17 protein-coding genes are annotated in these 18,226 nt (G+C 70.5%); 6 read left to right on the forward strand and 11 right to left on the reverse strand.

The window, feature by feature from the left end:
* Nucleotides 1–39: 39 nt before the first annotated feature.
* Complete coding sequence (locus AC0IY0_RS02590; protein WP_471763025.1) at nucleotides 40–1,194, reverse strand: hydrolase; 1,155 nt, start codon at nucleotides 1,192–1,194, stop codon at nucleotides 40–42.
* Nucleotides 1,195–1,405: 211 nt separating this feature from the next.
* The gene (recQ, locus tag AC0IY0_RS02595; protein ID WP_471762991.1) at nucleotides 1,406–3,247 is read right to left on the reverse strand and encodes a DNA helicase RecQ; all 1,842 of its coding nucleotides are present in this window, start codon (nucleotides 3,245–3,247) and stop codon (nucleotides 1,406–1,408) included.
* Nucleotides 3,248–3,333: 86 nt separating this feature from the next.
* Here recQ and AC0IY0_RS02600 point away from each other — a divergent pair, with 86 nt between their 5' ends.
* Both AC0IY0_RS02600 and AC0IY0_RS02605 read left to right on the forward strand, forming a co-directional pair.
* Entirely contained in the window at nucleotides 3,334–3,570 is a 237-nt protein-coding gene (locus AC0IY0_RS02600; protein WP_471762992.1) for a type II toxin-antitoxin system VapB family antitoxin, read from the forward strand.
* The gene (locus tag AC0IY0_RS02605; RefSeq protein ID WP_471762993.1) at nucleotides 3,570–3,974 is read left to right on the forward strand and encodes a type II toxin-antitoxin system VapC family toxin; all 405 of its coding nucleotides are present in this window, start codon (nucleotides 3,570–3,572) and stop codon (nucleotides 3,972–3,974) included. Before AC0IY0_RS02600 ends, AC0IY0_RS02605 begins: the two co-directional genes overlap by 1 nt.
* A gap of 4 nt (nucleotides 3,975–3,978) precedes the next feature.
* Here AC0IY0_RS02605 and denD read toward each other — a convergent pair whose 3' ends face one another.
* From denD to AC0IY0_RS02630, 5 genes are all read right to left on the reverse strand, one after another.
* Entirely contained in the window at nucleotides 3,979–4,956 is a 978-nt protein-coding gene (denD, locus tag AC0IY0_RS02610; protein ID WP_147908624.1) for a D-erythronate dehydrogenase, read from the reverse strand.
* A gap of 108 nt (nucleotides 4,957–5,064) precedes the next feature.
* Nucleotides 5,065–6,351, reverse strand: coding sequence for a 3-oxo-tetronate kinase (gene otnK / locus AC0IY0_RS02615; RefSeq protein WP_147908625.1), 1,287 nt, complete (start codon nucleotides 6,349–6,351; stop codon nucleotides 5,065–5,067).
* Nucleotides 6,348–7,130, reverse strand: a complete 783-nt coding sequence (gene otnI / locus AC0IY0_RS02620) for a 2-oxo-tetronate isomerase (protein WP_147908626.1) — start codon at nucleotides 7,128–7,130, stop codon at nucleotides 6,348–6,350. Before otnI ends, otnK begins: the two co-directional genes overlap by 4 nt.
* A gap of 29 nt (nucleotides 7,131–7,159) precedes the next feature.
* On the reverse strand, nucleotides 7,160–8,074 hold the full coding sequence (gene ltnD / locus AC0IY0_RS02625; RefSeq protein WP_147908627.1) for an L-threonate dehydrogenase: 915 nt from the start codon (nucleotides 8,072–8,074) through the stop codon (nucleotides 7,160–7,162).
* Nucleotides 8,075–8,169: 95 nt separating this feature from the next.
* Nucleotides 8,170–9,489, reverse strand: coding sequence for an MFS transporter (locus tag AC0IY0_RS02630; protein ID WP_471762994.1), 1,320 nt, complete (start codon nucleotides 9,487–9,489; stop codon nucleotides 8,170–8,172).
* 288 nt (nucleotides 9,490–9,777) lie between these two features.
* Here AC0IY0_RS02630 and AC0IY0_RS02635 point away from each other — a divergent pair, with 288 nt between their 5' ends.
* A complete protein-coding gene (locus AC0IY0_RS02635; RefSeq protein ID WP_471762995.1) occupies nucleotides 9,778–10,785 on the forward strand; it encodes a LacI family DNA-binding transcriptional regulator in 1,008 nt (335 codons plus the stop codon).
* Entirely contained in the window at nucleotides 10,782–11,459 is a 678-nt protein-coding gene (otnC, locus tag AC0IY0_RS02640) for a 3-oxo-tetronate 4-phosphate decarboxylase (RefSeq protein ID WP_147938413.1), read from the forward strand. Before AC0IY0_RS02635 ends, otnC begins: the two co-directional genes overlap by 4 nt.
* A 50-nt stretch (nucleotides 11,460–11,509) precedes the next feature.
* Here the strand turns inward: otnC and glyS are convergent, their stop codons facing one another.
* From glyS to AC0IY0_RS02655, 3 genes are all read right to left on the reverse strand, one after another.
* Nucleotides 11,510–13,759, reverse strand: coding sequence for a glycine--tRNA ligase subunit beta (gene glyS / locus AC0IY0_RS02645; protein WP_471762996.1), 2,250 nt, complete (start codon nucleotides 13,757–13,759; stop codon nucleotides 11,510–11,512).
* Between the two features lie 139 nt (nucleotides 13,760–13,898).
* A complete protein-coding gene (locus AC0IY0_RS02650) occupies nucleotides 13,899–14,342 on the reverse strand; it encodes a nuclear transport factor 2 family protein (protein WP_147908632.1) in 444 nt (147 codons plus the stop codon).
* 68 nt (nucleotides 14,343–14,410) lie between these two features.
* A complete protein-coding gene (locus AC0IY0_RS02655; protein WP_147855523.1) occupies nucleotides 14,411–15,322 on the reverse strand; it encodes a glycine--tRNA ligase subunit alpha in 912 nt (303 codons plus the stop codon).
* 167 nt (nucleotides 15,323–15,489) lie between these two features.
* Between AC0IY0_RS02655 and AC0IY0_RS02660 the strand changes: the two genes are divergently transcribed.
* Together AC0IY0_RS02660 and AC0IY0_RS02665 are read left to right on the forward strand one after the other, a co-directional pair.
* Nucleotides 15,490–15,948 carry a GNAT family N-acetyltransferase gene (locus tag AC0IY0_RS02660; protein WP_147910850.1) on the forward strand — a complete coding sequence of 153 codons (459 nt, stop codon included), beginning with the start codon at nucleotides 15,490–15,492 and terminating at the stop codon, nucleotides 15,946–15,948.
* A gap of 153 nt (nucleotides 15,949–16,101) precedes the next feature.
* A complete protein-coding gene (locus tag AC0IY0_RS02665; RefSeq protein ID WP_147941834.1) occupies nucleotides 16,102–16,377 on the forward strand; it encodes a hypothetical protein in 276 nt (91 codons plus the stop codon).
* A gap of 144 nt (nucleotides 16,378–16,521) precedes the next feature.
* Here AC0IY0_RS02665 and AC0IY0_RS02670 read toward each other — a convergent pair whose 3' ends face one another.
* Nucleotides 16,522–18,132, reverse strand: coding sequence for a Na+/H+ antiporter (locus AC0IY0_RS02670; RefSeq protein WP_471762999.1), 1,611 nt, complete (start codon nucleotides 18,130–18,132; stop codon nucleotides 16,522–16,524).
* Nucleotides 18,133–18,226: the final 94 nt, after the last annotated feature.

Here is an 18,226-nt window from a genome sequence, read left to right on the forward strand (position 1 = left end):
GCGCCCGCGCTGGCAACATCCGTGGGCGCGGGGCGGGGGTCAGATCCCGGCTTCGCCGACGCGCTCCGGGGGCGGCCCATCCTCCTGGCAGCGGGACACGAGCGCGTGCACCGGCTCCGGCCCGGTGACCACGTCGAGATAGTCGAAGCCGCTGTCGCGCTGGCTCGCCATGAGCAGCTGGAAGTGCATCTGGAACAGGTTCCACTGCCGCCGGCCGACATCGGCGCTGGTGATCAGCTCGTGGATCGCCACCCAGAGGACGGCGGGCCGGCCGGGATCGGGCGGGGTCAGGCCGCAGGCGGCGATCGGGTTGTTCTTGTGGATCGACAGCCAGTCCCAGGTGGCGCGCACGTCGAGCCAGCGGATCTGCGCGGCCCGCCCGAACCGCAGGAGGCTGTCGCGGAAGCCCTGGGCGGCCGGATCGAGGCCGAGCCAGGGGATGACGCTGCCGATGCTCACGAACGAGACCGGCGTGCCGCGCACGCCGAATCCGGGATCGCGGGCGAGCACCCGGTCCAGTGCCTCGATGCCGAGGAAGCTCGACGAGGAATGGCCGACCACCACCACCTCGTCGGCCTCGCCCTCGGCGGCGTGGATGCGGGCCGCGAAGGCGTCGAGCCGAGGCCCCATCTCTGGCGCCTCGCCCGCCGCGTAGGCATGCGTGAAGGCCGTGTCGTCGACGAGGTGGGGCACGTAGAGCGGCTTGCTGCGGGTCGCCCGGATCAGCCCGGCCAGGATCGCGTAGGCGAGCGGCGGCACTGCCAGCAGGCTCCAGGGCTGGACCGCCTCCGGGGCCAGGCCGGCGAGCCCGGCGGCCGCGGCGAGGCTGAGGAGCGCCAGCGCGATGTAGATGTAGTGGACGCAGAAGATCACCGTCGAGAAGCGCCAGCCCTCCCGGCGCAGGTTCGCCATGTAGCCCGACCGCCACAGGCGCCAGAGCAGCGCCGGCACGCCCCGGAGCCGCGTCCAGTCGGATTGCGGGAACCGGGCGCGGACGATGTCCTCCCAGCGCAGCAGGACGTAGCGGGTGGAAACGCCGCGCGATTCCGCCGTCCAGGCAAGTTCGAGCCCGTCCGCCGAGCGGACCGGATCGCCGACCGTGATCGCGGCCCCCCGGCGCGCGGCGGTGAACCGCGCCTCGCGACGGAACAGGCCCCAATAGGTCTCCGGATCGCGCGGGTCGAAGCCCGGCATGTAGAACACGATGCGGGAGGTCAGCGTCCGCGATGCGGCGCCGTCCGGCTTCCCGGAGGGGTGCTGGGCCGGTGCGTCGGCGGCGGGCGTAAGCGTCGAAATGATGGGTCCGATCGATTCGAGTTGGCGGCTTGCCTACATGAAGCGGCCGGGCGCGCCGAGAGTGAAACTGCGTCGGGCCCGCGCCGGACCGGTCGCCGAGGCGGCAGGCTCACGCCGCCGGCGGCTGGGCCAGGAACTCGCCGATCGCCGCCACGAACCGCTCGCCGTAGGCCTCGCGCTTGCGCTCGCCGACGCCGTGGACCGCCCGCAGCGCCCACAGGTCGACGGGCTTCTGCCGGGCCATCTCGATCAGGGTCCGATCCGGGAACACCATGAAGGCGGCGATGCCCTCGGCCCGCGCCAGGGTGGCGCGCAGGCCGCGCAGGTGCTGGAACAGCGCCTCGTCGGCCTCGGAGAGCGCGATCTCGCCCTCCTCGCGCGGCGCGGCGCGGCGGCGGTCGCGGGATTCGGATTTCGGCTCCGGATCGGGGCGCAGCTTGACCGGCTCCCGGCCGAACAGGATCGCCTCGCCCTTCTCGGTCATGGACAGGCCGCCGTAGCCATCGGCATTCTCGGCGATCGCCCCGGCCGCGAAGAGCTGGCGCAGGATCGCCCGCCAGGCGGCCACCGGCTTGTCCGACCCGACTCCGAAGGTCTTGAGGCCGGTATGGCCGTTGCGGCGGACCTGCTCGCTCTCCTTGCCGTGGACCACGTCGCAGATATAGGCCGCGCCGAAGCGCTGGCCGGTGCGCACGATCGCCGACAGGATCTTCTGCGCCGCCACGGTCCCGTCCACCAGGGTGACGCCACCGCGGCAGAGGTCGCAGCGACCGCAGGGCTCGCTGGCCTCGCCGAAATAGCCGAGCAGCGACTGGCGCCGGCAGGAGGCGCCCTCGCACAGCCCGATCATCGCCTCGAGCTTGCGCCGCTCGACCCGGCGGCGCTCGTCGGAGATCTCCTTCTCGTCGATCTGGCGGCGGCGCAACGCCATGTCGTCGAGGCCGTAGAGGGTCAGCGTGTCGGCCGGCAGCCCGTCGCGGCCGGCGCGGCCGATCTCCTGGTAGTAGCCCTCGACGTTGTTGGGCATGTCGGCGTGGCAGACGAAGCGCACGTCGGGCTTGTTGATGCCCATGCCGAAGGCGATCGTGGCGGTCATCACCACCCCGTCCTCCTGGAGGAACCGGTCCTGGTTGCGCATCCGCGTGCCCTGGTCGAGCCCGGCATGGTAGGGCAGGGCGTCGAACCCGTCCTTCTTGAGGGTCTCGGCGAGCTGCTCGACGCGCTTGCGCGAGGAGCAGTAGATGATCCCGCTCTCCGCCCTGCGGTGCTTGAGGAAGCGCTCGATCTGGCGGGCCGGGTTGTCCTTGGGCTGGAACGTCAGCCGGATGTTCGGCCGGTCGAAGGAGTGGACGAAGATTTTCGGGCCGCGCCCCTGCGGGAACAGCCGCTCGGCGATCTCGGCCCGGGTGGCGGCATCGGCGGTGGCGGTCAGCGCCAGGGTCTGGATGTTGCCCAGCGCCTGCCGGGCCCGGGCGATCTCCCGATATTCCGGGCGGAAATCGTGCCCCCATTGCGAGACGCAATGGGCCTCGTCCACCGCGAGCCGCCGGACCCCGACCCCGCGCAGGGCCTCGATGCAGCCCTCCATCAGCAGCCGCTCGGGGGAGACGAACAACAGGCGCAGCTCCCCGGAGCGGAGGCTGCGCCAGGTCTCGCGCGACTCGACCTCCGACACGGACGAATTGAGGGTGGCGGCCTCGACGCCGACGCTGCGCATCTGCTGCACCTGGTCGTGCATCAGGGCGATCAGGGGCGAGACGACGACGGTCAACCCGGCATCGATCAGCGCCGGAAGCTGGTAGGTCATCGACTTGCCCGAGCCCGTGGGCATCACGGCGAACACGTCGTCGCCGTCCAGCACCGCGCCGATCACCTCGTCCTGCCCGGGCCGGAAATCCTCGTACCCGAAGGTCTTCTTCAGCGCGGCGCGGGCCTCGTCGAGGCGGGTCATCGGGATCCTTGGTTTCGGGACTTGTGCGCGGCTTGCGGCACCCGTGGCGACACACCAGCCTTTCGGATCTCTACACGGGGACGGTCATGCCGCTCAACATCCGCAGCGAAGCGGTGAACCGGCTCGCCGAGACACTGGCCTCGCGCGCCGGCGCGAGCAAGACCGAAGCGGTGCGGATCGCGCGGACGAACGAGTTGGCGCGCCAGGAGCCGCGGGTGCCGCTCGCCGAGCGGCTGAAGCCGTTGCTCGACGAGCTTGCAGCGATCCCGCGCACGGGCCTGGACGCCGACAAAGCGTTCTACGACAGCCTGAACGACGAGTGATGTTCGTCGATGCGTCCAGGATGGTCGCGATCCTGTCGGCCGAGCCGGGGGCCGGCGACCTGATTCGCTGCCTCGACGGGTCCGAGATGCCGATCACATCAGCTTTGGGGGTGTTCGAGACGGCCACAGCCCTCACGCGGAAGCTCGCCCAGGATCTGGCAGCCTCAATATCGCAGATCCTGCGCTTTCTTATTGCGAGCGGTATCCAAATCGTCCCGATCGACGCGCCAGAAAGCCGCGAGGCCCTGACCGCCCATGCCCGCTTCGGCAAGGGCCGCCACCCCGCCCGGCCGAACCTCGGCGACGGCTTCGCCGATGCCTGCGCGCAGGTCCACGGCGTGCCGCCGCTGTTCGTCGGCGACGACTTTCGGCAGCAGGATATCCGCTCCGCCCTGGCCCGATGAGGCCTCAGCCGGCGTGGAACTCCGCCACGTGCTGCGCCACGATCGCGTCGAAGGAGGCGTCCGCCCGGAAGCCGAGCGCCAGGGCCGCCTCCGGCTCGAACGCCTCAGGCCAGGAGGAGACGATCCGGGCGATGGTCGCGTCCGGCTCGCGCCGGATCAGCGCCACGGCCTTGTCGCCGGCCACCCGCCGCAGGGCCTCGATCTCCTCGGCCACGGTCGCGGAGACGCCCGGCATGGTCAGGCTGATCCGCGAGCCGATCGCCGCGCGGTCGAGCCCCGCCGCATGGACCAGGAAGCCGACCGCGGCGGCGGGGCTGGCGAACCAGTGCCGCACCGTCTCGGGGACCGGCAGCACCGCCTCCTGGCCGGCCAGCGGCTCGCGGATGATCCCGGAGAAGAAGCCCGAGGCCGCCTTGTTGGGCTTGCCCGGGCGCACGCAGATGGTCGGCAGCCGCAACCCGATCCCGTCCAGGAAGCCGCGCCGGGCGTAGTCGGCGAGCATCAGCTCGCCCATGGCCTTCTGGACCCCGTACGAGGAGGCCGGACGCAGGATGTAATCGTCCGGGATCACCTTCGGGAAGGGCGGCCCGAACACCGCGAGCGACGAGGTGAAGACCAGCTTCGGCCGGTAGCCGTCGGCGGCGTTGGCCCGGCGGATCGCGTCGAGCAGCAGCCGCGTCCCGTCCAGGTTGACCCGGTAGCCGAGCTCCAGGTTCGCCTCGGCCTCGCCCGAGACCACCGCGGCGAGGTGGAAGATCACCTCCGGACGCTCGGCGAGGGCGGATTCGGCGGCGCCCGGGGCGGTGAGGTCCGCGGCCTCGGCCTTTACCGGCCCGGAGAAGCCCGCGGGCGCCGTGGGCGGCACCACGTCGAGCAGGGTAAGGGCGGTGAGCGGCGCGCCGCCTACCGTGCCGTCCGCGACCAAGGCATCGACAAGGCGGCGGCCGATCATGCCGGCGGCACCGAGAATCAGGGCGTGCATGGGTAACCTCCTGCGCCAGGGCAAAGCCCTAGATTTCTTAGTGACGCATCATCGTTGTTCGAAAGCCGGCGCCACCGCTCTCGGGATGATGCTTGGTGGTTTGCCGCGTCAGGCCATCATGTCCAGGGCGCGCCCGAAGAAGTCGGGCCCGCCGAAATTGCCGGATTTCAGGGCGAGCAGCATCGGCTCCGGCCGGCCGGCGGTACGCAGGATCGGCACGCCCGCGGCGATCTCGGGGCCGACCAGGAACGCCCGGAGACCGAGCCGGTCGACCACGGCGCCCGAAGTCTCGCCCCCCGCCACCACGAGCCGGCGCACGCCGCGGGCGACCAGCCCCTCGGCGATGGCGGCCAGCGCCGCCTCGATGGCGTGGCCGGTCGCGTCGATCCCGTGCTCGGCCTGGAGGGCACGCACCGCCTCGGGGGTCGCCGAGGAGGCGATCAGCACCGGGCCGGCGGCCAGGCGTTCTTCAGCGAAGGCCAGGGCCTCGCCGACCACGCGCGCCACCGCATCGGCTCCGCCGAGCAGGGCCGCCGTGTCGAGGCGCAGCACCGGCATCAGCGCCTCCGCGGCAGCGATCTGCTGGAGGGTCGCCTGGGAGCAGCTGCCGGCGAGGCACGCCGCGGCCCCGCCCACCGGTTCGCCGAGGGCGCCGCCGGCCGCGTCCGGGGTGCCGCGCCTGTCGGCCACGAGGGCGCGGGCGAGCCCCAACCCGAGCCCCGAGGCGCCCACCGAGAACCGTTTCGCGAGGATCGCCCGGCCGAGCGTTTCGAGGTCGTTGTCGAAGATCGCGTCCGCGATGGCCGCCTGCTTGCCCTCCGCCGCCAGGGCGTCGAGCCGGGCCGCCACGGCCTCGGCGCCGCGGGCCACCGTGGCGGTATCCACGAGGCCGACCGGGCCGGCGCTCTGGCGCGCCAGGACGCGCACCAGGTTGGCATCGCGCATGGGGTTGAGCGGATGATCCTTCAGCGGGCTCTCGTTCAGGGGCACGGAGCCGACGAACAGGTTGCCCTGGTAGACGCTCCGCCCCGTCTCCGGGAAAGCCGGGGTGACCAGGGCGATCGGCTCCCCGGCATCCGTCCGCAGGGCATCCATGACCGGACCGATGTTGCCGGCCTCCGTCGAATCGAAGGTCGAGCAGACCTTGAACATGACGTGGGCGGCGCCCCGGGCGCGCAGCCAGCCGTCCGCTTCGCGGGAGCGCGCCACGGCCTCGCCGGCCGGGATCGAGCGGCTCTTGAGCGCCACCACCACCGCGTCGGCCTCCGGCAGGGCACGGTCATCCGTCGGCACGCCGATGGTCTGGATCGTGCGCAGGCCCGCCTTGGTGAGGGTGTTGGCGAGGTCCGAGGCGCCCGTGTAGTCGTCGGCGACGCATCCCAGTGCAAGGCTCATCGGGCACTCCCTTTGTAGGCGGCGAGCCAGCCGAGGCCGGCCACGGTGTCGGCGGCCGGGATGTACTCGCAGCCGACGAAGCCGGCGTAGCCGAGCCGGTCCAGCTCGTCGAACAGGAACGCGTCGTTCATCTCGCCGGTGCCGGGTTCGTGACGCTCGGGCACGCTCGCGGTCTGGACATGGCCGACGATCGGCATCAGCGCGCGCAGCCGCATGGTCACGTCCCCGTGCAGGATCTGGCAATGGTAGAGGTCGAACTGCAGCTTGAGGTTCGGCAGAGCCAGCGCGCGGATCAGGTCCGCGGCCCGGCCGAAATCGTTCAGGAAGTAGCCCGGCATGTTGCGGCCGTTGATCGGCTCGAGCACGAGGTCGAGGCCGGCAGCGCCCAGGCGCTCCGCCGTCCAGGCCACCGCCCGGCGATAGGCCTCCGCGGCGCGCGGATCGTTCGGGTCGGCCAAGCCCGCCATCAGGTGCAGCCGGGCGACGCCGGTCGCCTCGGCGTAGCGGAGCGCCGTGTCGACGCCGGCCCTCAGTTCATCGAAGCGCTCGGGAAACGCCGCCACGCCGCGCTCGCCCTTGGCGAAATCGCCCGGCGGCAGGTTGAACAGCGCCTGGGTCAGGCCGTTCGCCCGAAGCCGCTCGGCGATGGCCGCGGGCGGGTGTTCGTAGGGAAACAGGAACTCGACGGCGTCGAACCCGGCACGGGCCGCCGCCTCGAAGCGGTCGAGGAACGGCACCTCGTTGAACATCAGGCTGAGATTGGCGGCAAAGCGCGGCATTTTTTTCGGACTCCCTGCGCTCGATCCGGTTACTTCTGCCCCGGCAACTTGGCGCCCGAGACCTGCGCGTAGAGCCGCGCCACGGACGCGTCGTCGTCCCGGCCCATGCCGGCGCCGGATGCCATCAGGAACATCTGGAGCGCCGCCGCGGCCACCGGGACCGGGTATTTCTCGGCCCGGGCCATGTCCTGCACGATGCCGAGGTCCTTGACGAAGATGTCGACCGCGCTCTTCGGCGCGTAGTCGGCATCGAGGATGTGGGGCACCCGGTTCTCGAACATCCAGGAATTGCCGGCCGACTTGGTGATCACCTCGTAGACGCGGGCCAGGTCGAGGCCCTGCTTGGCGGCAAAGCTCATCGCTTCGCAGGCGGCCGCGATGTGGACCCCGGCCAGCAGCTGGTTGATCATCTTGAAGGCCGCACCCTGGCCGGCCGCGTCGCCGAGTTCGTAGAGCGTGCCCGCCATGGCATTGAGGGCGGGGCGGGCCTTGGCGAAGGCCGCCGCCGAGCCCGAGGCCAGGAAGGTCAGGCCGCCATCCGCCGCGCGGGCGGCGCCGCCGCTCATCGGGGCGTCGAGATAATGGCGGCCGGTGGCCTCCAGCCGCGCCGCCAGTGCCCGGGCGACGGCCGGATCCATGGTCGCCGAGGACACGAACACGGCGCCTTCGGGCATCGCCGCGGCGGCGCCGGCCTCGCCGAACAGCACCGCCTCGGTCTGGGCGGCGTTGACGACCACGCTCACCACCACGTCGGCGCCCCGTGCCGCCTCGGCCGGATCGGCCGCGGCAGTGCCGCCCGCATCCCGGAAGCGGGCGACGGCCTCCGGGTTCACGTCGCAGGCGGACACGGAGAAGCCGGCGCGCAGGAGCGAGCCTGCCATGCCGGAGCCCATGGAGCCGAGGCCGATCACCGCGGCGCGGCCTGTCTGCGTGGTGTTGGCCATCGGGTTGGGTCCTGCTCTTGATGACGGGACAGGTGAGGCGGCAGCGCAGGGCGAAGCGCGCTCTCCTCCCCCGTGTGGAGAGGGGGGAAAGAACCTCAGCGGTTGACCATCCTGGCCGGGGTGACGAACACGCAGGCCGAGCCGACCACCAGCATCACCGCCAGCGCGTACATGCCGGCCGCGGTGCTGCCGGTGGCGTCGCGCAGCGCCCCGATCACGTAGGGGCTGACGAAGCCGGCGAGGTTCCCCACCGAGTTGATCAGCGCGATACCGGCGGCCGCGCCGGCGCCGCTCAGGAAGGCGGTGGGCAGGGACCAGAACAGGGGCGAGCAGGTCAGCACGCCGGCCGCCGCCACCGAAAGGGCCGCCACCGCGACCGTGGTCGAGCCCGCGCTCGCCGAGACCACGAAGCCGACGGCCCCGACCAGCGCTGGGACGATGAGATGCCAGCGGCGCTCGCGCATCCGGTCGGCGCTCAAGCCCAGCAGGATCATCACGACGGCCGCGCACAGGAACGGGATCGCGCTGATCAGGCCGATATTGAGGTTGCCCTGCACCCCGGACGCCTTGACGATGGTCGGCAGCCAGAAGGTCAGGCCGTACTGGCCGGTGACGAAGGCGAAGTAGATCAGGCTCATGAACCAGACGCGGCCGTTGCGGAACACGGTCGCGATCGAGTGCGGGCTGGATTCCTTGCCGTGATTGTCGGCGGCGATGTCCCGCGCCAGCACCTGCTTCTCGGCGTCGGTCAGCCACTTGGCCTCGGACGGACGGTTGTCGAGGTAGAGGAACACGGCGACGCCGATCAGCACGGCCGGCACGGCCTCGATCAGGAACATCCATTGCCAGCCGGACAGGCCGTGGGCGCCGTTGAACGCGTCCATGATCCAGCCGGAGAGCGGGTTGCCGAAGATACCCGAGATCGGGATCGCCGCCATGAACACCGCGATCACCCTGGCGCGGCGATGGGCCGGGAACCACTGCGTCGTGTACAGGATCACGCCCGGGTAGAACCCGGCCTCGGCCAACCCGAGCAGGAAGCGCATCCCGTAGAAGGTCCATTCCGAGTTCACGAACACGAACGCGCCGGAGATCAACCCCCAGGTGATCATGATCCGGGCGATCCAGACCCGGGCACCGACCCGGTGCAGGATCACGTTCGATGGCACCTCGAACAGGAAGTAGCCCAGAAAGAAAATGCCGGCGCCGAGGCCGTAGACCGTCTCGGAGAACTTGAGCTCCTGGGACATCTGGAGCTTGGCGAAGCCGACATTCACCCGGTCCAGATACGCCACCACGTAGCAGAGCATCAGAAACGGCACGAGGCGCCAGAACACCTTCGCGTAGGTGCGGTCGGTAAAAGTTTTCTCGTCCGCGAGGGCCGCGCCCCGCAGCGGGGCGGCTTGAACCGACATCGGCGTACTCCCTGGTCCGCATCCCGCGGGAGGCGGACGGATAATGGTCTTCACCGCTCGTTCCGGCGGCGCTGACGGGGGCTGTAACGGTTTTTGGCAGCGCTGCCAATCCGGCTTGTGCGAAATAATGCAGGCCGCTATGGCGGGGCATAAGGCGCCGCCGAACGCGAGCCCTGCATCCAATCCACCCCCCACCCAGAGGTGCCGAAGCGCAGCGGAGGCCTCAGGATGAGGGCCCTGGGTGGGAGGCGAGGCGGAGACGCGAAAATGGCCGGGAGAAGCCGGGAGATGGATGCATTCCAGCCGCCGGGGCGGCTCGTGACGCTCACCGACGTCGCCCGGGCGGCGGGGGTCGGCGAGAGCACGGTCTCGCGGGTCCTGCGCAACCACGGCTCCTATTCGAAGCGGGCCGGGGAGCGGGTGGCCGAGGCCGTGGCCCGGCTCGGCTACGTGCCCAACCGCCTCGCCGGCAGCCTCGCCGGTCCCGGCGCGAGCGCGCAGCTCGCCGGGGTGATCGTGCCGTCGCTCGCCAACGTGGTGTTCCCCGACCTGCTGCGCGGGCTGACCGGGGCGCTGGAGGCCGAGGGCATCCAGTGCGTGATCGGGGTGAGCGACTACGATCCCGACCGGGAGGAGGCGCTGGCCGCCGCGCTGCTGTCCTGGCGCCCGGCCGCGCTGTTGCTGACCGGGCTGGAGCACAATCCCGGGACCGTAGCCCTGGCGAAGGCCGGGGGCGTGCGCGTGGTCGAGATGATCGACACGGACGGGCCCGGGATCGACGCCGTGGTCGGCTTCTCCAACCGGGCGGTGGGGGCGGCGAGCGCCCGGCATCTCGCGCTCCGCGGGTATCGCCGCATCGCCTATCTCGGCCACGACCTTGCGGTCGACCTGAGGGCGGGAAAGCGACTGGCCGGGTTCGAGGCTGCCCTGGGCGAAGCGGGCCTGGCGCTCCAGGCCCGAGAAATCCGGCCGGGGCCGTCCTCGCCGGCCTCGGGGCGGGCTGGGCTGGAGACGCTGCTGGCGCGCCGTCCGGACCTCGACGCGGTCTACTTCTCCAACGACGACATGGCGCTCGGGGGCTACTTCGCTTGCCTGTCGGCGGGGCTGGCGGTGCCGGGGCGGATCGCCCTGTTCGGCTTCAACGGGCTCGACTTCGCGGCGGCGATGCCCCAGCCCTTGTCGACGGTGCGCACCCCGCGCCTGGAGATCGGCCGGCAGGCGGCCATCTGCCTGATGGGTGAAAGTCCCAAAAGAATCGATCTCGGATTCGAGCTTATCGAGGGAGCGACCGCATGAGCGAGACGGCGTTGCGTGAACAAATCTGCCGCTACGGCCGCTCGCTGTTCGAGCGCGGCCTGACGCCGGGCTCCTCCGGCAACATCTCGCTGCGCCTGCCCGACGGCGGCTGGCTGGTGACGCCGACCAACGCGTCGCTGGGCTTCCTCGACCCCGCCCGGATCTCGCGGCTCGACCAGGATGGCCGGCTGATCTCGGGCGACAAGCCGACAAAGGAAATCCCGCTGCACACTGCGCTCTACGAGAGCCGGGGCGAGGCCAAGGCGATCGTGCACCTGCACTCCACCCACGCGGTGGCGGTCTCGATGCTGCCCGAGATCGACCCGCGCCAGGTGCTGCCGCCGCTGACGCCCTATTACCTGATGCGCACCGGGGGCACAGCGCTGGTGCCGTATTATCGCCCCGGCGACCCCGCGGTGGCGGACGCGATCCGGGGGCTCGCCGGCCGGTACAGCTCGGTGCTGCTCGCAAATCACGGTCCGGTGGTGGCCGGCGACAGCCTGGAGGGCGCGGTGTTCGCCACCGAGGAGCTGGAGGAGACCGCCAAGCTTTATCTGTTACTTCGCAACCTCAACCCGCGGCAGTTGAGCCCGGGACAGGTGGCGGATCTCGTCACCCATTTCGGGCTGACCCTGCCGGAGGTGGACGACCATGCCGGGCACGATCATGGGTGACGGGACGGGGGCCGCGCGTCCCGTCGCCCCGCCTGCGGGGAGAAGGGGTGCTATCCCTCGATCTTCGAGAAATCCGCCACCGCGCGGGTCGCGGCGCGTAGCGCGTTGAGCAGCAGTAGGCGGTTCTCGCGCAAGCCCGGATCGGGCGCGTTGACGGTAACATCCTGGAAGAAGGCGTCGACCGGCGCGCGCAGGGTCGAGAGCGCCCGCATCGCGCCGGCGAAGTCCTCGTTCGCAATAGCGTGCGATGCCGTCGCGGCGGCGCCCGTCAGGGCCTCGGCGAGCGCCCGCTCGGCCGGCTCACCGGACGCGGCCAGCGCGGAATCGGGCGCGGCATCGTAGGCGCGGCCGTCCTTTTTCTCCTCGATCCGCAGGATGTTCGAGGCGCGCTTGACCCCGGCCAGCAGGTTCTTGCCGTCCTCGGTCTCCAGGAAGGCCTGCAGGGCCTCGACCCGGCGCACCACCATCAGCAGGTCGTCCTGCCCGGGCAGCGCGAAGACCGCGTCGATCAAGTCGTGCCGGGCGCCCTGTTCGCGCAGGTAGACCTTGAGGCGGTCGGCGAAGAAGGCGAGAAGGTCCGTCTCCATCGCAACCAGTTTGGCGATGAAATCTCCCGCTTTGTCTACACCGGTCTGGTTTTGGATCTCCAGTGCACGCAATTGCAGGCCTGCGTCGGACGCACCGAAGCCTTGATTTTCAAAATCTCGCGCCTGTTTCTCAACGCGCTTAAAGTCAGCGATAGCGCGACGATCAAGATATGACTCACCAACTGAATGAAATTTTTCGAGAAGATTGATTCTAATACGGTTTTCTAGGATCAGTCGAATCACCCCCAAGGCCGCCCGTCGGAGCGCATATGGGTCCTTGCTACCGGTGGGCTTCTCGTCGATCGCCCAAAAGCCCACCAGCGTGTCGAGCTTGTCGGCCAGCGCCACCGCGATCGAGACCGGATCGCTCGGCACCCGGTCGGAGGGGCCGACCGGCTTGTAATGCTCCTCGATGGCGGCGCAGACGCTGGCGTGCTCGCCCTGGAGTGCCGCGTATTTGCGGCCCATCAGGCCCTGAAGCTCCGGGAACTCGCCGACCATCTCGGTGACGAGGTCGGCCTTGGCGAGGCGGGCGGCGCGCTCAGCCAGAGCCGGATCGGCCCCGACCAGGGGCGCCAGCTCCTTCGCCAGGGCGGCGATGCGGGCGATCCGCTCACCCTGCGTCCCGAGCTTTTCGTGGAAGACGATGCTGTCGAGCTTGGGCAGCCGGTCTTCCAGGCGGATCGCCTTGTCGGTCTCCCAGAAGAATTTTGCGTCCGACAGGCGCGCCCGCACCACGCGCTCGTTGCCGGCCGTGATCGCTTGGCCGCCGTCAGACGCCAAAAGATTCGAGACCAGGATGAACGCGGGGGCCAGATCCTCCGAGCCGGATTTGCGCAGGACGAAGCACTTCTGGTTCGCCCGGATGGTCGCCCGGATCGCCTCGGCCGGGATGTCGAGGAAGGCGTCGTCGAAGGAGCCCATCAGCACCACGGGCCATTCCACCAAGCCGGACACCTCCTCCAGCAGGCCCTCGTCCTCCACGAGGTCGAGGCCGCGGGCGAAGGCAAGGTCGCGGGCATCGTGCAGGATCACATCCTTGCGCCGGTCGGCGTCGAGGATGACCTTCGCGCGCTCCAGGGCCTGGATGTAGTCGTCGAACCGGCGCACCTCGATCGGTCCGGGCGCCAGGAATCGGTGGCCGTAGGTGACCGTCCCGGCCGCGATGCCACTGACGGCGAACGGCACCACCTCGGGGGTCTCGGTCTCCGGCCCGAAGGTCGCGACGATCGATTGCAGCGGGCGCACCCAGCGCAGGGCGCCGGGCTGGGCGGACGCCGCGCCCCAGCGCATCGCCTTCGGCCAGGGGAAGCTCCGGATGATCTCGGGCAGGAGCTCGGCCAGCACGTCCAGGGTCTCGCGGCCCGGGCGCTCGATCACCGCGAGGTAGAATTCCCCTTTCTTGGGGTCGGTGATTCGTTGGGCCTCGTCCAGGCTCGCAAGGCCGGCGCCCTTCAGGAAGCCTTGGACGGCGGCCTCGGGGGCGCCGACCCGCGGCCCGCGGCGCTCCTCGCGCACGGCCTCGCCGCGGGCGGGCAGGCCGGCGATGTGCAGGGCGAGGCGGCGCGGCGTCGAGAACGCCTTGGCGCCCTCGTACAGGAAGCCGCGCTCGACCAGCGCGTCGGTCACGAGTTTCTTCAGATCCTCCGCCGCGCGCCGCTGCATGCGGGCGGGGATCTCTTCCGAGCGGAGTTCGAGCAGGAGGTCGGGCATGGCGCGGCCATATCGCCGCGCCGCTGGCCTGTCGAGGGTCGAACGGCCGGGGCCGTCCTGAGAACCTCTCACAAATCTCCCGCTGCGCCGTCGCTGCCAGAGAAGAACTCCCGGTGATCGGGAGTTTCGTGAGAAGCTCTTATTGCGCCTCGCCCTTCAGGATGGTGGTGAGCTGCCACTTGCGATCGCCGATCGCGTGGGCATCCGACACCCGCCAGGCGCCGTCCTCGCGCACGAGGTCGAAGACGATGGATTTCGAGCCGTCCCCACCCTTGCGCTCCACCGTGACCTTCGCCTGGTCCTTGCCCTCCGTGGCCTCCTTGAAGGTCAGGGCCTTCACGGTATCGGGCTTCAGGGGCTCGCCGTTCAGGCGGTAATCGAAGTCGAGGCTGCCGGTGGCGCCGTTGGCCTGCTTGGCGTCGGCGTCGAACAGGCCCTGCAGGCGCTTGGTGTAGACGGCCGAGTGATTCGGGCGCGGCTCCGCATAGAGCTTCTTGACCACAGCCTCCGGGCCGGGATCGGCCGCGAGCGCCGGGGCGAGACCGAACGCGAGGACGCCGAGGGCGAGGAGGGTCTTTTTCATCATGATATTCCCGCGTCTGCGGACGCGCCGAAACGCGCCGATTGGCGGGGGTTGCAACGCGCGAGGGCTCAAGGGGCTCCACCGGCCGCCGTCTTGAGCCACGCCGCGCCGCAGGCCTTGGCGAGTTCCCGCACCCGCAGGATGTAGCTCTGACGCTCCGTGACCGAGATGACCCCGCGGGCGTCGAGCAGGTTGAAGACGTGGCTCGCCTTGATGCACTGGTCGTAGGCCGGTTGCGCCATGCGGTGGCGCTCGGTCTCGGCGGCAGGCGCGCCGGCGTCGAGATAGGACCGGCAGGCGGCCTCCGCGTCGGTGAACTGGCGGAACAGCATCGCGGTGTCGGCCGCCTCGAAGTTGTGCCGGGAATATTCCTGCTCGGCCTGCAGGAACACGTCGCCGTAGGTGATCCGGTCCGCGCCCTCGGCGCCGTTGAAGTCGAGGTCGTAGACGTTCTCGACACCCTGGACGTACATGGCGAGCCGCTCGAGGCCGTAGGTCAGCTCGCCGGCCACGGGCGCGCATTCGAATCCCGCCACCTGCTGGAAGTAGGTGAACTGGCTGACCTCCATCCCGTCGCACCAGCATTCCCAGCCGAGGCCCCAGGCGCCGAGCGTCGGGCTCTCCCAATCGTCCTCGACGAAGCGGATGTCGTGGAGCTTCAGGTCGACCCCGATCGCGTCGAGGGAGGCGAGGTAGAGTTCCTGGAGGTTGGGCGGGTTCGGCTTCAGGATCACCTGGAACTGGTAATAATGCTGGAGCCGGTTGGGATTCTCGCCGTAGCGGCCGTCCTTGGGCCGGCGCGACGGCTGGACATAGGCGGCCTTCCAGGGCTTCGGGCCGAGCGCGCGCAGCGTCGTCGCCGGATGGAACGTGCCGGCGCCGACCTCCATGTCGTAGGGCTGGAGGATCACGCAGCCCTGCGCGGCCCAGAACTCCTGCAGCGTCAGGATCAGCCCCTGGAACGATTTCTTGTGGGACATGGGCGGGGACGGCTCGGCGATGCGGGTCTGGGGTTCGGCGGGCCGGTTTAGGTGGGGGCGGCGGGGGGTGCAAGACGAAGGGCCAGCGGGGCGGGCGCGGTTGCGCTTGCGCCCGGGGTACGGAGGGTGGTCAGCTCTCCCCCTGTGCCATGCGGGAGACGCGGACCATGACCCTCGAACCGGAGACCATCGCCATCCGTCCGATCGCCCCGGAGGATCGGGCGGCGTGGCTGCCGCTCTGGCGGGGCTACCAGGCCTTCTACAAGGTCGAGATCGCCGAGGCCGTCACGGACTGCACCTGGGCCCGTCTCAACGACCCGGCCGAACCGGTCGACGGCGCCCTGGCCTGGCGGGGCGCCGAGGCGGTCGGGCTGGTCCACCACATCCGCCACCGCTCGGCCTGGACGATCGGCGATTACTGCTACCTGCAGGACCTGTTCGTGGCGGACACAGTCCGTGGCGCGGGAATCGGCCGTCGGCTGATCACGCATGTCTACGCGGCCGCAAAAGCCGCCGGCTGCTCACGCGTCCATTGGTTGACCCATGAGACCAATACCGACGCGATGCTGCTCTACGACCGGATCGCGGAGCGGTCGGGCTTCGTGCAGTACCGTAAGATCGTCTGAATCCTTCGCACGGGCGCCCCGGTTGTGTGGCGAAGCACGCAAGCGGGGCCGTTTTCTCGGCATAGCGGGAACCGTCAAGTTCGCGGCCAAGTTATCGCCGCAAACAGGGGATTTCGGCACCTCAGCGCTGCCGAATACGACGGACCATCAGTCATGCATCAGGCTCGCACGCGTCACGATTTCGGCCGCAAGAACTTTGCCGTCTTGGCCGCACTCGCCGTCTCGGCGATGGTTGCCACCCCGTTCGTGATGAGCGCCAGCCGCGCGCTGGCGACCCCTGAGGAGCCGACCGTCACGGCGAGCCTGCGGGTGGAGCCGGTGGAGGTCTCCCCCGTGGCGGCGCCCAAGGAGGCCGCCCCCTGCCTGCGCAAGGTGCGGGTCGTCTACAGCGGCTACAGCAACCCGGCCGACGCCTGCACCACCCGCTAAGGCATCGTTTCGAAAGGCGGCCGCCGGCTTTCGGAAAAAAACGTTGCGGATCAAGATGCCAGCGCAACATGCCGGTTCCGACATCCGGCAGGATGCGCGAACGCCTAGCCTCGAGAACCCCGACGCTCCGCTCGGAGTTCGGGCTTAGACGGCGCCGTGCGCCGGCGCCTCGCCGGCCAGGCGCTTCAGGTGGAGTTCCTCCAGGTCGATCTCCCCTTCCAGGGCCCGCAACACCGAGCTGTGGATGCGGTTCTCCCGGTGCAGGGCGATCAGCGCCGAGCGCCCGGACCGCACCGCGAGCAGCGCGGCGGCGAAATGCTCGGTCTTCTCGGCGGCCAGCGCCCCACGCTCGTCGCGGTCCCGGGACGATGCCCGCACCCGGCGACGGTACTCCTCGACCAGGCGCGGATGCTGCAGCGCGCCGGACCCGGGCGCCACCAGCCGCTGTAGGGCACCGAGCCCGGCCTCGTTCATCACCACCCGGGCCATCGCGGCGTCGAGATGGCCCTCCGGGAGGCTCTGGCGCGGGTCGAGGCGTAGCCACCGGATCAGCGGACCGAGCGTCGTGCCCTGGATCAGGACCGTGAACAGGATCACCGCGAAGGCCGCCACCAGGATCGCGTCACGGCCCGGAAAGTCCACCGGCAGTGCCAGGGCAGCGGCCAGGGTCACCACCCCGCGCATGCCGGCCCAGCCGATGATCAGCGGCACCCGCGGGTCCGGGCGGGGCTCCTGGGCGCGAACCCGGGCCGACAGGGTCCGCCGCAGGTAGACGGCGGGGAACACCCACAGCAGCCGCGCGGTTACGCACGCCACCGTGACGATGACCGCCAGCGGCAGACCGGTGGCGAGCGCGCCGAGGTCGCCCTCGGACCGGGCCAGCACGCCGCGCAGGGCCAGCCCGATCAGCACGAAGACCAGAGCCTCCAGCACGAAGACCACGAATTCCCACACCGACACGGCGTGACGCCGGACATGAGCGTCGAAGGTCTCGTGCTCGCGCCCGCCCATCATCAGCCCGCAGGCGACCACGCCGAGCACCCCGGAGGCGTGGACTTCCTCGGCGGCGAGATAGGCGGCGTAGGAGGCCAGGAAACTCAGCACCGCGACGGCGTTGGCATCGTGCAGGCGCCGCACCAGCGCGTTCACCGCCAGGCCGCAGGCGAGCCCGACCGCGACGCCCGCCACCGCCAGCCAGGCGAAGCTGCCCGCAGCCGCCCAGACGCTGAAGCTGCCGGTCAGCGCCGCCGCAACGGCGAACCGGTAGAGCACGAGGCCGGACGCGTCGTTGACGAGGCTCTCGCCCTCCAGGACCGTGACCATCCGGCGGGGCAGGGCGACCCGGGCCAGCACCGCCTTGGCGGCGACCGCGTCCGGCGGCGACACGATGGCGCCGAGCGCGAAGCAGGCGGCCCAGGGCAGGGCCGGCACCACCGCGTGGGCGACGAGCCCGACCACCAGGGTGGTGAACAGCACCGCACCGAGCGAGAGCGACAGGATCGCGCCGAGGCTCGCGCGGAAGTCGCGCCAGACGGTGAAATAGGCCGATTCGAGCAGCAGCGGCGGCAGGAACAGGACCATGATCAGGTCCGGATCGAGATCGAAGGCCGTCAGGCCCGGCGCCACCGCCAGCGCCATGCCGCCCAGCACCAGGGCGGCGGCCGGGGGAAACCCGAGCCGTCCGGCCGCGAGCGACAGCAGAAGGGCCGCCCCGAGGAGCGCGAGAATCAATTCGAACAGGGCAACGGGCGTCATCACCCGCCCATAGCGCAGTCTTCACGAAAACGTCAGGGTTTCAAAAGGTCCGAGACCTGTTGTGGGTATAGAGCAAAGCCCTGCAGGTCCCGGG

This window comes from Methylobacterium sp. AC315 (assembly GCF_979253755.1).

Excerpts from the sequence above, each read along its gene's own strand:
- AC0IY0_RS02590 (WP_471763025.1), bottom strand. The coding sequence starts at position 1,194 with ATGCCGGGCTTCGACCCGCGCGATCCGGAGACCTATTGGGGCCTGTTC.
- recQ (WP_471762991.1), bottom strand. The coding sequence starts at position 3,247 with ATGACCCGCCTCGACGAGGCCCGCGCCGCGCTGAAGAAGACCTTCGGG.
- AC0IY0_RS02600 (WP_471762992.1), top strand. The coding sequence starts at position 3,334 with ATGCCGCTCAACATCCGCAGCGAAGCGGTGAACCGGCTCGCCGAGACA.
- AC0IY0_RS02605 (WP_471762993.1), top strand. The coding sequence starts at position 3,570 with ATGTTCGTCGATGCGTCCAGGATGGTCGCGATCCTGTCGGCCGAGCCG.
- denD (WP_147908624.1), bottom strand. The coding sequence starts at position 4,956 with ATGCACGCCCTGATTCTCGGTGCCGCCGGCATGATCGGCCGCCGCCTT.
- otnK (WP_147908625.1), bottom strand. The coding sequence starts at position 6,351 with ATGAGCCTTGCACTGGGATGCGTCGCCGACGACTACACGGGCGCCTCG.
- otnI (WP_147908626.1), bottom strand. The coding sequence starts at position 7,130 with ATGCCGCGCTTTGCCGCCAATCTCAGCCTGATGTTCAACGAGGTGCCG.
- ltnD (WP_147908627.1), bottom strand. The coding sequence starts at position 8,074 with ATGGCCAACACCACGCAGACAGGCCGCGCCGCGGTGATCGGCCTCGGC.
- AC0IY0_RS02630 (WP_471762994.1), bottom strand. The coding sequence starts at position 9,489 with ATGTCGGTTCAAGCCGCCCCGCTGCGGGGCGCGGCCCTCGCGGACGAG.
- AC0IY0_RS02635 (WP_471762995.1), top strand. The coding sequence starts at position 9,778 with ATGGATGCATTCCAGCCGCCGGGGCGGCTCGTGACGCTCACCGACGTC.
- otnC (WP_147938413.1), top strand. The coding sequence starts at position 10,782 with ATGAGCGAGACGGCGTTGCGTGAACAAATCTGCCGCTACGGCCGCTCG.
- glyS (WP_471762996.1), bottom strand. The coding sequence starts at position 13,759 with ATGCCCGACCTCCTGCTCGAACTCCGCTCGGAAGAGATCCCCGCCCGC.
- AC0IY0_RS02650 (WP_147908632.1), bottom strand. The coding sequence starts at position 14,342 with ATGAAAAAGACCCTCCTCGCCCTCGGCGTCCTCGCGTTCGGTCTCGCC.
- AC0IY0_RS02655 (WP_147855523.1), bottom strand. The coding sequence starts at position 15,322 with ATGTCCCACAAGAAATCGTTCCAGGGGCTGATCCTGACGCTGCAGGAG.
- AC0IY0_RS02660 (WP_147910850.1), top strand. The coding sequence starts at position 15,490 with ATGACCCTCGAACCGGAGACCATCGCCATCCGTCCGATCGCCCCGGAG.
- AC0IY0_RS02665 (WP_147941834.1), top strand. The coding sequence starts at position 16,102 with ATGCATCAGGCTCGCACGCGTCACGATTTCGGCCGCAAGAACTTTGCC.
- AC0IY0_RS02670 (WP_471762999.1), bottom strand. The coding sequence starts at position 18,132 with ATGACGCCCGTTGCCCTGTTCGAATTGATTCTCGCGCTCCTCGGGGCG.